Genomic DNA, 13,258 nt, shown 5'->3' with positions numbered 1-13,258 from the left:
CGATTGTAATTAAGATGGTGCCATGTTTCTTCATGCATGATTATTCCAGCCAAGGTGCCAACCGTGAGCGTGAACAACCCTCTTTTGCAGTCCTACGACCTGCCGCCGTTCTCGGCGATCCGTGCCGAGCACGTGCGACCGGCCATTGAACAGATCCTGGCTGACAACCGCGCCGCCATTATCGAGATCCTCAAAACCCAGGGCAAACAGCCGACCTGGGCCGGCCTGGTGCTGGCAATGGACGAACTCAACGATCGTCTCGGTGCCGCCTGGAGCCCGGTCAGTCACCTGAATGCCGTGTGCAACAGCGCTGAACTGCGCGAAGCCTACGAGTCCTGCCTGCCCGCGCTGAGTGCCTACTCGACCGAGCTGGGCCAGAATCGCGAACTGTTCGAGGCCTTCGAATCCTTGGCCAGCAGCCCTGAAGCCGCCGGTTTCGACGTGGCGCAAAAAACCATCCTGGAACACTCGCTGCGTGATTTCCGACTGTCGGGTATCGACCTGCCGGAAGCCGAACAGAAACGCTATGCCGAAGTGCAAAGCAAGCTGTCGGAACTGGGCAGCCGCTTCTCCAACCAACTGCTCGACGCGACCCAAGCCTGGACCAAGCACGTCACCGACGAAGCCGCCCTCGCCGGCCTGACCGATTCGGCCAAGGCGCAAATGGCGGCGGCAGCCCAGGCTAAAGGCCTGGACGGTTTCCTGATCACCCTGGAATTCCCGAGTTACTACGCGGTGATGACCTACGCCCAGGATCGCGCATTGCGCGAGGAAGTCTACGCGGCCTACTGCACCCGTGCGTCGGACCAAGGGCCAAATGCTGGCCAGAACGACAACGGCCCGGTCATGGAAGAAATCCTCGACCTGCGTCAGGAACTGGCCAGACTGCTCGGCTTCACCAGTTTTTCCGAACTGAGCCTGGCCACCAAGATGGCTGAATCCAGCGATCAAGTGCTGAGCTTCCTCCGCGACCTGGCCAAGCGCAGCAAACCGTTTGCCGCACAGGATCTGGAACAGCTCAAAGCCTACGCCGCCGAACAAGGCTGCCCGGACCTGCAAAGCTGGGACAGCGGTTTCTACGGTGAAAAACTCCGCGAGCAACGTTACAGCGTTGCGCAAGAAGCCCTGCGCGCCTACTTCCCGATCGACAAAGTGCTGAGCGGATTGTTCGCCATCGTTCAGCGTCTGTACGGCATCGAAATCGCCGAGCAGAAAGGCTTCGACACCTGGCACCCGGATGTCCGCCTGTTCGAAATCAAGGAAAACGGCCAGCACGTCGGCCGCTTCTTCTTCGACCTCTACGCCCGCGCCAACAAGCGCGGCGGTGCCTGGATGGACGGCGCACGCGATCGTCGCCGCACCGCTGAAGGCGTCTTGCAAAGCCCGGTGGCCAATCTGGTGTGCAACTTCACACCGGCCGACAGCGGCAAGCCTGCGCTGCTGACCCACGATGAAGTGACCACCCTGTTCCACGAATTCGGTCACGGTCTGCATCACTTGCTGACCCGCGTCGAACACGCGGGCGTGTCCGGTATCAACGGCGTGGCCTGGGATGCGGTCGAACTGCCAAGCCAGTTCATGGAAAACTGGTGCTGGGAGCCGGAAGGCCTGGCGCTGATCTCCGGTCACTACGAAACCGGCGAACCGCTGCCGCAAGACCTGCTGGGCAAAATGCTCGCGGCGAAGAATTTCCAGTCCGGCCTGATGATGGTCCGCCAACTGGAATTCTCGCTGTTCGACTTCGAACTGCACGCCACCCACGGCGACGGCCGCAGCGTGCTGCAATTGCTCGAAGGCGTGCGCGACGAGGTTTCGGTCATGCGTCCACCGGCCTACAACCGCTTCCCGAACAGCTTCGCGCACATCTTCGCGGGCGGTTATGCAGCGGGTTACTACAGCTACAAATGGGCTGAAGTCCTGTCGGCCGATGCCTTTTCGAAGTTCGAAGAAGACGGCGTGCTCAATGCCGACACCGGTCGCGCGTTCCGTGAAGCGATTCTCGCGCGCGGCGGTTCTCAGGAGCCGATGGTGCTGTTCGTCGATTTCCGTGGCCGTGAGCCATCGATTGACGCACTCTTGCGCCACAGCGGTCTGAGTGAGGACGCGGCAGCATGAGTGAGGGGCCTGTGATTACCAAAAAACGCTTTATCGCCGGGGCGGTTTGCCCGGCCTGCAGCGAGCCGGACAAGCTGATGATGTGGAGCGAAGACGACGTGCCGCACCGTGAGTGCGTGGGCTGCGGTTATTCCGACACGCTCAATGAACAGGGTCTGTCAGTGCCCAAGGAACTGGGCACCCGGGTCAATACGTCGGCGTTGAAGGCGCCGGACGTCAAGGTTCAGGCCGTGCAGTTTTTCCCGAACCCGAAGTTGAAGAAAAAGCCGGACGAGCAGCACTGAGTCAGAAACCGCCTCCCACTGCGCAACGCCGTGGGAGGTGCTGATTACTGGACGTTGGCGGACTTGAACCAGTTCTTCATCGAGCAGCTGGCAAACGGGCTGGTGCTGCAATCGCCATTAGCCAGCGCAGTGCGAAGTTTGTCGACATCGGCCTGCATCATGTAGCGAATGCCATCCTTGAAGTGACTGCTGTCGCCAAAACCGCCCTGGGTCATTTCGTTCAGCGCGTCTTCCTTGCTCCAGCCTTGCACCACCACCCGGTACATCGCCGCCATCAGGCCGGTCCGGTCCGAACCATGCTTACAGTGCATCAACACCGGGCCTTTGGTTTCAGCGGTCTGTATGGCACGCAGGGCCTTGAGCACATCCGCGTCATCCACATGGTTGGTGCGATAAGGCAGCTGCACTTGGGCGATACCCGGCGTGGACAACCAGCTCGAATCCGACTCAGGCAGGAAATTGATCACGGTGCCGACCTTGAGTTTTTTCAGCAAAGGCACCGCACCCTGGTCGGGCAATGCACTGCGGTAGAGCGTCGGGGACATCTGGAAGAGGTTGTATTGCACCTCTACCGATTGGGCCCACTCTGCAGGCCGGGGGACAACGGCGTCGTCCGCGTGGACGAGCGTCAGGTTGAAAAATGCGACCAGCGACAGGCACATCGCAGGGATAAGGCGCGTAGACATGCTTGGCGACCATATTGGAAAAGGCGGGATGCGGGTTCCACATTGAGTGCTGGACGGTCAAAGACCTGTGAGCCGTCTGTCAAAGAATCGTGAATCAGAGTATTTATATCCGCGCTCGTCGTGCACCCGAGTTTTCCACCACGGTGGTTTTCAGCAGCCGGCTTGCAACTAAACCTGCAAGGTTATTCATGCAGGCTTAGTTGCCAAACCTTGTTATGGATTAACGATACTTGCATAGGCTTTTGCCAAGGCCAACAGCTTTGCCTTGTCATCATTGTCGATATCGCCGTCACCATCAACATCGCTGCCGATTACATTGATATTGAAGGAACGGCCACCGTCATCGGAGATCGCCTTCACGTAGACGGAATCCACCAAGGCCTCGGTATGCAACTCGTTGACGGGGTCCCACAGCATTTCCATACGCGCAAGCTGCATCGAAACCTGCGCTTCCCGTGGATTGACAATAGTGGGGCTCATGAGTTGCAAAAATATACCGCGCTGATTAAAAAACGACATTAATTAATTCCTTTTAATAAGTAGTTCACGAAAACTTCGTGTGCAGCGGATACTACTGAAAAATTTTATCAACCGACTATTCGTTATATGTTTCTCAGCGTTGCGACAACTTGCACTAGTTGATAAACAAAATCGTCATATATAGAAATTAGCGTCGAACGGCACTGGCCAGCTCGTCAAACCTTCGATACTGTATGTACATACAGCAAACGAGTATTGATCGATGAGCACTCCCTTGCCTCCACGCGGCCGCGGTACCGCGACCAACCCGCACAATCGATTCGCGCCGAACCGCTCGGTGGCCGAGGACGACGGCTGGTATCAGGAAGTGCCGACGACCCAAGGCACTGAAGTGCGCATCGAGACGGCGAAAACCATCATCACCCGCAACAACTCGCCGGACCTGCCCTTTGATCGCTCGATCAACCCCTATCGCGGCTGCGAGCACGGTTGCATCTATTGCTACGCACGGCCCAGCCACGCTTATTGGGACATGTCACCGGGGCTGGACTTCGAAACCAAATTGATCGCCAAGACCAACGCGGCCGATGTGCTGGAAGAACAGCTGTCCAAACGCGGTTATCAATGCGCGCCGATCAACCTGGGCTCTAACACCGATCCGTATCAGCCCATCGAGCGCGAGCACAAAATCACCCGCAAAACCCTGGAAGTGCTGCTGCGATACCGTCATCCGGTGACCATCATCACCAAGGGCTCGCTGATTCTGCGCGATCTTGACCTGTTGGCCGAACTGGCCCGGCAAAGGCTGGTGGCAGTGATGATCAGCCTGACCACCCTGGACGATGAACTCAAACGCATCCTCGAACCCCGCGCCGCTGCACCCAAGGCCCGCCTACGGGCAATCCGGGTGATGCGCGAAGCGGGGATCCCGGTGGGCGTGCTGTGTTCGCCGATGATTCCAATGATCAACGACAGCGAACTCGAAAGCCTGCTCACCGAGGCCCACGCAGCCGGCGCGCAGAGTGCCGCTTATATGATGCTGCGCCTGCCGCTGGAAGTGGCGCCCTTGTTCGAAGAATGGTTGGCCGCCCACTACCCGCAGCGCGCTGCGCATGTGTTGAGCCTGATCCGCCAGAGCCGCGGCGGCGAATTGTATGACAGCCGGTTTGGTGCCCGGATGCGCGGCGAAGGCCCGTTCGCCGACCTGTTGGCCCAGCGCTTTGCCAAAACCATCAAGCGCCTGGGGCTCAATCGCCGGGAAGGCTTTAATCTGGACTGCGAGGCCTTCTGTCCGCCAGGTCGCCAAATGTCCTTGATTTGAAGACAATTGGCCTATGGTTGAGGGGTACGAAACACACCGGACTTTTAGGCTGGTCACGTTTTGTGTGACCTGGAACACACGATCTAGAGCGTTTCATTCAGTTTGAGTTAAGTTTCGGCCGTTACCTTGTTCATCGAGTGACTGATAGGTCATGCTTTGCGACCTGGATGTTTTTTAAACAGCCACTGGCTTCACACCGGACTAAACGGGAAAATCCCCAGACTCCGACAATGAGGATGAATTCATGAGTGACAAGGATAAACAGCCGCTGGCTGCATCGGCTTCCACCCAGCCCGAGGCGGAAAGCGCCGATGCAGCGTTGAAGCATATCGTTGACGGCTTTTTGCATTTTCACCATGAGGTCTTCCCGCAGCAGGAAGAGCTCTTCAAGAAACTCGCCACCGCCCAACGGCCGCGCGCCATGTTCATCGCGTGTGCCGATTCACGCATCGTTCCTGAATTGATCACCCACAGCGCCCCTGGCGATCTGTTCGTGACCCGCAACGTCGGCAACGTCGTGCCGCCTTACGGGCAAATGAACGGCGGCGTTTCCACCGCCATCGAGTACGCAGTGCTGGCGCTGGGCGTGCAGCACATCATCATCTGCGGCCACTCCGATTGCGGCGCGATGCGTGCGGTGCTCAACCCCGACAGCCTGGAAAAAATGCCTACGGTCAAAGCCTGGTTGCGGCATGCGGAAGTCGCGAAAACCATGGTGCATGAAAACTGCAACTGCGCCGACGAGAACGAGCGTATGCACGTCCTCACCGAGGAAAACGTCATCGCCCAATTGCAGCACTTGCGCACCCACCCTTCGGTAGCCTCGCGCATGGCGAACGGTCATCTGTTCATACATGGCTGGGTCTACGACATCGAAACCAGCGCAATCAAAGCTTACGACGCGGACAAGGGTTGTTTCCTGCCGCTCAACGGCAGCCAACCGATCCCGGTGGCGACGCCCAAAGCGCGCTTCTAAATCCTCCTAAGAATTTTTGTGGTTTGACGCCGACCGCTGTTTCAGCGGTCCGGCCTTGCCATGCCTGAAGAAAATGTCGGGAGAATCACCATGCGTGCAGCTCAACTCAAAGCTGTTCTGCCACGGGAGCTGCTGGCCTCCGTGGTTGTATTTCTGGTCGCCCTGCCGTTGTGCATGGGTATCGCCATCGCTTCGGGACTGCCCCCTGCCAAAGGGCTGATCACCGGGATCATTGGTGGCTTGGTCGTTGGCTGGCTCGCGGGGTCGCCGCTGCAAGTCAGTGGCCCGGCGGCGGGACTGGCGGTGCTGGTATTTGAACTGGTGCGCCAGCACGGCATCGCCATGCTCGGTCCCATTCTGTTGCTGGCGGGCTTTCTACAGCTAGTGGCCGGGCGCTTGAAGCTCGGCTGCTGGTTTCGGGTGACGGCACCGGCCGTGGTGTACGGAATGCTCGCCGGAATTGGCGTATTGATCGTGCTGTCACAGGTGCATGTAATGCTCGATGCCGTGCCCAAACCCTCGGGGCTGGATAACCTCGCCGCTTTCCCGGCGGCGGTTGCTCAAGCGTTGCCCTCCTTCGGCTGGCAAGCCGGTTTGCTCGGGCTGGCAACGATTGCCGTGATGCACCTGTGGGAAAAATTGCGCCCGCATTCCCTGCGATTTATTCCCGGCGCGTTGCTGGGCGTCGGGTTGGCGACGGTCGCCAGCCTGATGCTCGCCTTGCAGGTCAAGCGCGTAGAAGTACCGGCCAACCTCGCAGAAGCCATCGACTGGCTGAAGCCCGCCGACCTGCTCAACCTCGCCGACCCGACGCTGTTGATCGCCGCCTTCGCCGTGGCCTTCATCGCCAGCGCCGAAACCCTGCTGTCAGCCGCTGCGGTGGACCGCATGCACAGTGGCCAGCGCTCCGACTTCGACCGGGAGTTATCGGCCCAAGGCGTGGGCAACATGCTCTGCGGCTTGCTGGGTGCGCTGCCGATGACCGGGGTGATCGTTCGCAGTTCAGCGAACGTCCAGGCCGGTGCGACCACCCGCTACTCGACGATTTTCCATGGGTTATGGCTGCTGGGGTTCGTGCTGCTGTTATCGAGCGTGCTGCAAAGCATTCCTGTAGCGAGCCTGGCGGGGGTTTTGGTCTACACCGGTTTCAAACTGGTCGACCTCAAGGCATTTCGCGGTCTGGGTCGTTATGGCCGGATGCCGATGTTCACCTACGCGGCGACGGCGCTGGCAATCATCTTCACGGATTTGCTGACCGGGGTGCTGATCGGTTTTGGCCTGACCCTGGCCAAACTGGCGTGGAAAGCTTCGCGGCTCAAGATCAGCCTGATCGACCTGCCGGCTGACGGGGAAATGGAGTTGCGGTTGATGGGCGCGGCGACATTCCTGAAAGTCCCGGCGCTGACTCAAGTGCTGGGCACTATTCCCCCGGGCGCGACCGTGCATGTGCCGCTCAATAACCTGAGCTACATCGATCATTCGTGCCTGGAGTTGCTTGAGGAGTGGGGCCGGGCGAATGCGGCGAAGGGGTCAAAATTGTTGATCGAGTCGCGGGGGTTGAAGCGCAGGCTTGAAGGGCGGGTGCGGACAAACACCGGTATCGGAGCGGCTGGCTGAAAAACCACCTGTAGGAGCGAGCTTGCTCGCGATGGGCAACAGAGCACCGCGGGGTGTCAGGATGCCCGCGTAATCGTTATCGACCATCGCGAGCAGGCTCGCTCCTACAGTGGAAGACCGAGGTTAATCAGGCCTCCAGCTCCAGGCCTACCCCCAGTCGGCGCGACATGCACGGCCAGCGCTTCCACGCAGTGCCGGTGTCCGGGCTGCTGAGCTTGTCGCGGTAGGCTTCCACCGACTCCAGCGCAAAGCTGTCGTCGTCGAGCATGCTGTCCACCGCGTGGTGCACCACTTCATCCAACTGGTTGGCAAACGCCTCACCGATCAACTGGTGGGCAATCAGGTTGGCAACAGTCATGTCCAATGGGATCAGTGGCTGGCCAAAATGCTTGATGTACAGGTCGTTGACCTCTTCGACAAACCTGTGCGCCAGGTAGGCTTCGTCCAGCAGGCCGTCGAGCCCGACGTGCCCCGCCATGATCGATGGCGGCTGGAGGAAGTACTGTTCGGCTATTTTCAGTACCGGTTTGATCTGGGATTCGATACCCGCTTCCCTGGCCACTTCATTGGCTGCATCCAGCAGATCTGGAACTTCGTCGATGTAGGCGGCGACAAAACGCGTCAGCACGCCGTTGGCATCCGCTTCCGGCAATTGGATCGACGGGTGGAGATGAGGCAGTTTGCTTTCCAGCTGACGCGTCAGCAGGCCGGTCTCGGCTTCATGTTGTTGGGCTTTTTGGATCTGCTCGCGCAATGCGGCGGTGTTCATGAAAACTCCAGGAAACAAAGGCAATGAAATAGGGAAGACATAACTTAGCTGGCTTACGAAAAAGGCTAAGACGCATTTGTCATAATTATTTCATCCTTGAGAGCGCAGGGTTATATCCATTTGCCACCACTCGTCTGCATCCTTCTCCATTCGTGACCTTGAACGCAAGTCCCACCTGTTTCAGATCATTTACGCCGTCACATTGCGAGGTCGCAGTCGCTGTCTATACTCGGGTTGGAATGGAGTTAGCTGATGACGCCCGACTGCACACGCAGCAAGGCCCGGCGATTCAAGTTCGTAGTCTGAAAAAGCCGCTCCCTTGCCGCAGGTGAAAGCCGGCGGGATAACAAGAACGATAAGGGGAACCCGCAATGATGCGACATCCACACGTCTGGATGGGCCTCCTGTTGTGGTCGATTTTCAGTCAGGCACAAGCGGCCTGGACTGTGAATATGGCGCCGGGAGCGACTGAAATCAGTCACGCAGTATTTGACCTGCACATGACCATTTTCTGGATCTGTGTAGTGATCGGCATCATCGTCTTCGGCGCCATGTTCTGGTCGATGATTCTCCACCGTCGCTCGACCGGGCAGGTGGCCGCAAAATTTCATGAAAGCACCACCGTCGAAATTCTCTGGACCATCGTGCCCTTCCTGATCCTGGTGGCCATGGCGGTTCCCGCGACGGCAACCCTGATCAAGATGTACGACGCCAGTGAGCCGGATATCGATATCCAGGTCACCGGCTATCAGTGGAAGTGGCATTACAAATACCTGGGCCAGGACGTCGAGTTCTTCAGCAACCTGGCCACGCCCGCCGAACAGATCCATAACAAGGAAGCCAAGGGCGAACACTATTTGCTCGAGGTCGACAAGCCTCTGGTGCTGCCGATTGGCGCCAAGGTGCGCTTCCTCGTGACGTCCGCCGACGTGATCCACTCCTGGTGGGTGCCGGCGTTCGCGGTCAAGCGCGATGCGATCCCGGGATTCGTCAACGAAGCCTGGACCCGCATCGACAAGCCCGGCATCTACCGTGGCCAGTGCGCCGAGTTGTGCGGCAAGGATCACGGCTTCATGCCGATCGTGGTCGAGGTCAAGGAAAAGGCCGATTACGAAAAATGGCTTGGCGAGCGCAAGGCTGAAGCCGCGCAACTCAAGGAATTGACCAGCAAGGAATGGACCCTCGACGAGCTCAAAGAGCGCGGCGACAAGGTCTATCACACCACTTGCGTGGCCTGTCACCAGGCTGAAGGCCAGGGCCTGCCGCCGATGTTCCCGGCGCTCAAAGGCTCGCCGATTGCGACCGGGCCGAAAGCAGACCACCTGCATCGCGTGTACTTCGGCAAGCCCGGCACCGCCATGGCGGCGTTCGGCAAGCAGCTCTCGGAAGTCGATATTGCGGCGGTCGTGACCTACGAACGTAACGCCTGGGGCAACAACAAAGGCGACATGGTCACTCCTAAAGAAGTGCTGGAGCTGAAACAGGCGGAAAGCAAATGACCCGGTCTATTGCGCACGTAAGGAACCGGTCGGGGCTGCGCGCCCCGGCCTGCCCAGCCCATCTGTTTGCAGGAGACACGCCATGAGCGCCGTCATCGATGACCATGGTCATGCCGACCACGCCCACGGTCCCGCCAAAGGCCTGATGCGTTGGGTGCTGACCACTAACCACAAGGACATCGGCACGCTGTACCTGTGGTTCGCGTTTACGATGTTCCTGCTCGGCGGTTCGTTCGCGATGGTGATTCGCGCCGAACTGTTCCAGCCAGGGCTGCAAATCGTCGAGCCGGCGTTCTTCAACCAGATGACCACCATGCACGGTCTGGTGATGGTGTTCGGTGCGGTGATGCCGGCCTTCGTCGGCCTCGCCAACTGGATGATCCCGTTGATGATCGGCGCGCCGGACATGGCCCTGCCACGGATGAACAACTTCAGCTTCTGGCTGCTGCCAGCGGCGTTCATCCTGCTGGTGTCGACCCTGTTTACCCCGGGCGGCGGACCGAACTTCGGCTGGACGTTCTACGCCCCGCTGTCGACGACTTATGCGCCGGAAAGCGTGACCTTCTTCATCTTCGCCATCCACTTGATGGGGATCAGCTCGATCATGGGTGCGATCAACGTGATCGCCACCATCCTCAACCTGCGCGCCCCCGGCATGACGTTGATGAAAATGCCGCTGTTCGTCTGGACCTGGCTGATCACCGCGTTCCTGCTGATTGCCGTGATGCCGGTACTGGCCGGATGCGTGACGATGATGCTGATGGACATCCACTTCGGCACCAGCTTTTTCAGTGCCGCCGGTGGCGGTGACCCGGTGTTGTTCCAGCATGTGTTCTGGTTCTTCGGTCACCCTGAGGTGTACATCATGATCCTGCCGGCCTTCGGTGCCGTCAGCTCGATCATCCCGACCTTCTCGCGCAAACCGCTGTTCGGCTACACCTCGATGGTTTACGCCACGGCGAGCATCGCGTTCCTGTCGTTCATCGTCTGGGCGCACCACATGTTCGTGGTCGGCATTCCGCTGGTGGGCGAGTTGTTCTTCATGTACGCCACGCTGCTGATCGCGGTGCCCACCGGGGTGAAAGTGTTCAACTGGGCGAGCACCATGTGGCAAGGCTCGCTGACCTTCGAGACGCCGATGTTGTTTGCCGTGGCGTTCGTGATCCTGTTCTCCATCGGCGGCTTCTCGGGGCTGATGCTGGCTATCGCCCCGGCGGACTTCCAGTACCAGGACACTTACTTTGTGGTCGCGCATTTCCACTATGTATTGGTACCGGGGGCGATCTTCGGGATCTTCGCCTCTGCCTACTACTGGATGCCGAAATGGACCGGCCACATGTATGACGAAACCCTCGGCAAGCTGCACTTCTGGCTCTCGTTCATCGGCATGAACATGGCGTTCTTCCCGATGCACTTCGTAGGGCTGGCGGGCATGCCGCGGCGGATTCCGGACTACAACCTGCAATTCGCCGACTTCAACATGGTGTCGTCGATCGGCGCGTTCATGTTCGGCGCCACGCAGATCTTCTTCCTGTTCATCGTGATCAAAACCATCCGCGGCGGCCCGCCAGCACCGGCCAAACCGTGGGATGGGGCCGAAGGCCTGGAGTGGAGCATCCCGTCGCCGGCGCCGTATCACACGTTCACGACGCCTCCGGAAGTGAAATGAATACCCGGCCCCCTGTAGGAGCGAGCTCGCTCGCGATGGTCGTCAACGATAACGCTGGAAGCCTGGCACCCCGCGGTGGTCTCAGGTTTTTCGCGAGCGTGCTCGCTCCTACAGGGATTCGTAGCCATGGCTGACTCGATTTCGATGAAGAAGCTGGTCACGCGCCTGTTAATAGTGGTGGTGGCGATGTTTGTGTTCGGGTTTGCCCTGGTGCCGATCTACGACGTGATGTGCAAGGCCTTTGGCATCAATGGCAAAACCGCCGGGCAGTACGAAGGCGAGCAAACCGTCGACACGTCGCGACAAGTTCGCGTGCAATTCCTGTCAACGAACACTGCCGACATGCCTTGGGATTTCTACCCCAAGAGCGAAGAACTCACGGCCAACCCGGGGGCGGTCAACGAGATGATTTTCATCGCGCACAACCCGACCGATCGCCCGATGAGTGCGCAGGCCGTGCCGAGCATCGCACCGAGCACGGCCGCGGCGTATTTCCACAAGACCGAATGTTTCTGCTTTACCCAGCAAGTGCTGCAGCCCGGTCAACGGATCGAGATGCCGGTACGTTTCATCGTTGACCGTGACATGCCCAAGGATGTGAAGCACCTGACGCTGTCCTACACGCTGTTCGATATCACCGCCCGACATCCACCGGTTGCTGTAAACACTGGCGGCTGAGCGTGCCCGATAAGGAGAACAATAAATGGCAACTCATGAACATTATTACGTTCCGGCCCAGAGCAAATGGCCGATCATCGCCACGCTCGGCATGCTCACCACTGTGTTCGGCCTGGCCACCTGGTTCAACGACCTGAAGGCCGCGCGACCTGAATCCCACGGCCCGCTGATCTTTTTCGTCGGCGGCCTGTTGCTGGCGTACATGCTGTTCGGCTGGTTCGGTACGGTGGTCAAGGAAGGCCGCGCCGGGTTGTACAGCGCGCAGATGGATCGCTCGTTTCGCTGGGGCATGAGCTGGTTCATATTCTCAGAAGTGATGTTCTTCATCGCCTTCTTCGGCGCGCTGTTTTATGTGCGGCATATCTCGGGGCCGGCACTCGGTGGCGAAGGCCCGAAAGGCATCGCGCACATGCTCTGGCCGAACTTCCAGTTTGCCTGGCCATTGCTGCACACGCCGGACCCGAAACTGTTCCCGCCCCCTAAAGAAGTCATCAGCCCCTGGGGCCTGCCGCTGCTCAACACCGTGTTGCTGGTGAGCTCGAGCGTCACCGTGACCATCGCCCACCACGCCTTGAAAAAAGGCCATCGCGGCGCGCTGAAAATCTGGCTGGCCATCACGGTATTGCTGGGCTGCGGGTTTCTCGGCTTCCAGGCCGAAGAGTACATGCACGCCTATCACGAACTGGGCCTGACCCTGGGTTCGGGCATCTACGGCGCGACGTTCTTCATGCTCACCGGTTTCCACGGTGCCCACGTGACCATCGGCACCATCATTTTGTTTGTGATGCTGATGCGGATCATGCGCGGGCACTTCGACGCCGACCACCAGTTCGGTTTCGAGGCGGCGAGTTGGTATTGGCACTTCGTGGACGTGGTGTGGATCGGGTTGTTCGTTTTCGTCTACGTACTGTAGGAGCAAGCTCGCTCCTACAGTTACCAAGGCGCAGTAGAGACTAACTGGCCGCTGAAAAAACCCCAGGCGATCAAGCCGACGGTGATGGCGGCCAGGGCCACACGAACACTCAAGGCAATGACGAGGCGGTGCGAGCTGCTGTCGTCCTTGACCAGAAAAAACAGGCCGCTGAACAGGCTGACAACCGTGGCAATCAGCATCAGGACGATGGCTGCTTTGAGCATGGTGAAACTCCGGGGGTAAGGCGATGC

Annotated in this window: 13 protein-coding genes and 1 pseudogene; 10 read left to right on the top strand and 4 right to left on the bottom strand. The window is 59.1% G+C overall.

The features are described from left to right. The first annotated feature begins 36 nt into the window (after positions 1-36). Positions 37-2,115: an oligopeptidase A gene (gene prlC, locus EJA72_RS03095; RefSeq protein ID WP_157710072.1), complete on the top strand. Its 2,079-nt coding sequence runs from the start codon at positions 37-39 to the stop codon at positions 2,113-2,115. Then, positions 2,112-2,399 (top strand): YheV family putative zinc ribbon protein, encoded by a 288-nt coding sequence (locus EJA72_RS03090; RefSeq protein ID WP_157710071.1) that lies wholly within the window; start codon positions 2,112-2,114, stop codon positions 2,397-2,399. The genes prlC and EJA72_RS03090 overlap by 4 nt, the downstream gene beginning before the upstream one ends. 44 nt (positions 2,400-2,443) lie before the next feature. Here the strand turns inward: EJA72_RS03090 and EJA72_RS03085 are convergent, their stop codons facing one another. Both EJA72_RS03085 and EJA72_RS03080 read right to left on the bottom strand, forming a co-directional pair. Next, positions 2,444-3,085 (bottom strand): dual specificity protein phosphatase family protein, encoded by a 642-nt coding sequence (locus tag EJA72_RS03085; RefSeq protein ID WP_157710070.1) that lies wholly within the window; start codon positions 3,083-3,085, stop codon positions 2,444-2,446. 213 nt (positions 3,086-3,298) lie between these two features. Continuing rightward, on the bottom strand, positions 3,299-3,604 hold the full coding sequence (locus EJA72_RS03080) for a hypothetical protein (RefSeq protein WP_157710069.1): 306 nt from the start codon (positions 3,602-3,604) through the stop codon (positions 3,299-3,301). 223 nt (positions 3,605-3,827) lie between these two features. Between EJA72_RS03080 and EJA72_RS03075 the strand changes: the two genes are divergently transcribed. The 3 genes from EJA72_RS03075 (at position 3,828) to EJA72_RS03065 (ending at position 7,479) form a co-directional block, all read left to right on the top strand. Further along, a complete protein-coding gene (locus tag EJA72_RS03075) occupies positions 3,828-4,886 on the top strand; it encodes a PA0069 family radical SAM protein (RefSeq protein ID WP_157710068.1) in 1,059 nt (352 codons plus the stop codon). 244 nt (positions 4,887-5,130) lie between these two features. Beyond that, positions 5,131-5,862 (top strand): carbonic anhydrase, encoded by a 732-nt coding sequence (locus EJA72_RS03070; RefSeq protein ID WP_157710067.1) that lies wholly within the window; start codon positions 5,131-5,133, stop codon positions 5,860-5,862. Positions 5,863-5,952: 90 nt separating this feature from the next. Further along, positions 5,953-7,479, top strand: coding sequence for a SulP family inorganic anion transporter (locus EJA72_RS03065; RefSeq protein WP_157710066.1), 1,527 nt, complete (start codon positions 5,953-5,955; stop codon positions 7,477-7,479). A 127-nt stretch (positions 7,480-7,606) separates the two neighbouring features. On the opposite strand, the gene EJA72_RS03060 is transcribed toward EJA72_RS03065, so the two are convergent. Then, positions 7,607-8,248, bottom strand: a complete 642-nt coding sequence (locus EJA72_RS03060) for a hypothetical protein (RefSeq protein ID WP_157710065.1) — start codon at positions 8,246-8,248, stop codon at positions 7,607-7,609. 371 nt (positions 8,249-8,619) lie between these two features. Here EJA72_RS03060 and coxB point away from each other — a divergent pair, with 371 nt between their 5' ends. The 5 genes and pseudogenes from coxB (at position 8,620) to EJA72_RS03040 (ending at position 13,007) form a co-directional block, all read left to right on the top strand. After that, complete coding sequence (gene coxB / locus EJA72_RS03055; protein WP_157710064.1) at positions 8,620-9,747, top strand: cytochrome c oxidase subunit II; 1,128 nt, start codon at positions 8,620-8,622, stop codon at positions 9,745-9,747. A gap of 82 nt (positions 9,748-9,829) precedes the next feature. Further along, positions 9,830-11,416, top strand: coding sequence for a cytochrome c oxidase subunit I (gene ctaD, locus EJA72_RS03050; RefSeq protein ID WP_027926130.1), 1,587 nt, complete (start codon positions 9,830-9,832; stop codon positions 11,414-11,416). Beyond that, positions 11,413-11,529, top strand: a pseudogene (locus EJA72_RS29465) (outer membrane lipoprotein carrier protein LolA); the annotation flags it as partial. The gene ctaD and the pseudogene EJA72_RS29465, both read left to right, overlap by 4 nt. Positions 11,530-11,542: 13 nt before the next feature. Next, a complete protein-coding gene (locus EJA72_RS03045) occupies positions 11,543-12,094 on the top strand; it encodes a cytochrome c oxidase assembly protein (protein ID WP_157710063.1) in 552 nt (183 codons plus the stop codon). Between the two features lie 25 nt (positions 12,095-12,119). Further along, positions 12,120-13,007 carry a cytochrome c oxidase subunit 3 gene (locus tag EJA72_RS03040; protein WP_157710062.1) on the top strand — a complete coding sequence of 296 codons (888 nt, stop codon included), beginning with the start codon at positions 12,120-12,122 and terminating at the stop codon, positions 13,005-13,007. A 20-nt stretch (positions 13,008-13,027) separates the two neighbouring features. Here EJA72_RS03040 and EJA72_RS03035 read toward each other — a convergent pair whose 3' ends face one another. Then, positions 13,028-13,231, bottom strand: coding sequence for a twin transmembrane helix small protein (locus tag EJA72_RS03035; protein WP_157710061.1), 204 nt, complete (start codon positions 13,229-13,231; stop codon positions 13,028-13,030). Positions 13,232-13,258 lie beyond the last annotated feature (27 nt).

This window comes from Pseudomonas sp. PB120 (assembly GCF_009761815.1).
GTDB lineage: Bacteria > Pseudomonadota > Gammaproteobacteria > Pseudomonadales > Pseudomonadaceae > Aquipseudomonas.
Note: the sequence above shows the minus strand (reverse complement) of the source record. Positions and strands in the feature narration are given on the sequence as shown.

Coding starts and splice junctions, on each gene's coding strand:
- prlC (WP_157710072.1), top strand. CDS start 37: ATGATTATTCCAGCCAAGGTGCCAACCGTGAGCGTGAACAACCCTCTT.
- EJA72_RS03090 (WP_157710071.1), top strand. CDS start 2,112: ATGAGTGAGGGGCCTGTGATTACCAAAAAACGCTTTATCGCCGGGGCG.
- EJA72_RS03085 (WP_157710070.1), bottom strand. CDS start 3,085: ATGTCTACGCGCCTTATCCCTGCGATGTGCCTGTCGCTGGTCGCATTT.
- EJA72_RS03080 (WP_157710069.1), bottom strand. CDS start 3,604: ATGTCGTTTTTTAATCAGCGCGGTATATTTTTGCAACTCATGAGCCCC.
- EJA72_RS03075 (WP_157710068.1), top strand. CDS start 3,828: ATGAGCACTCCCTTGCCTCCACGCGGCCGCGGTACCGCGACCAACCCG.
- EJA72_RS03070 (WP_157710067.1), top strand. CDS start 5,131: ATGAGTGACAAGGATAAACAGCCGCTGGCTGCATCGGCTTCCACCCAG.
- EJA72_RS03065 (WP_157710066.1), top strand. CDS start 5,953: ATGCGTGCAGCTCAACTCAAAGCTGTTCTGCCACGGGAGCTGCTGGCC.
- EJA72_RS03060 (WP_157710065.1), bottom strand. CDS start 8,248: ATGAACACCGCCGCATTGCGCGAGCAGATCCAAAAAGCCCAACAACAT.
- coxB (WP_157710064.1), top strand. CDS start 8,620: ATGATGCGACATCCACACGTCTGGATGGGCCTCCTGTTGTGGTCGATT.
- ctaD (WP_027926130.1), top strand. CDS start 9,830: ATGAGCGCCGTCATCGATGACCATGGTCATGCCGACCACGCCCACGGT.
- EJA72_RS03045 (WP_157710063.1), top strand. CDS start 11,543: ATGGCTGACTCGATTTCGATGAAGAAGCTGGTCACGCGCCTGTTAATA.
- EJA72_RS03040 (WP_157710062.1), top strand. CDS start 12,120: ATGGCAACTCATGAACATTATTACGTTCCGGCCCAGAGCAAATGGCCG.
- EJA72_RS03035 (WP_157710061.1), bottom strand. CDS start 13,231: ATGCTCAAAGCAGCCATCGTCCTGATGCTGATTGCCACGGTTGTCAGC.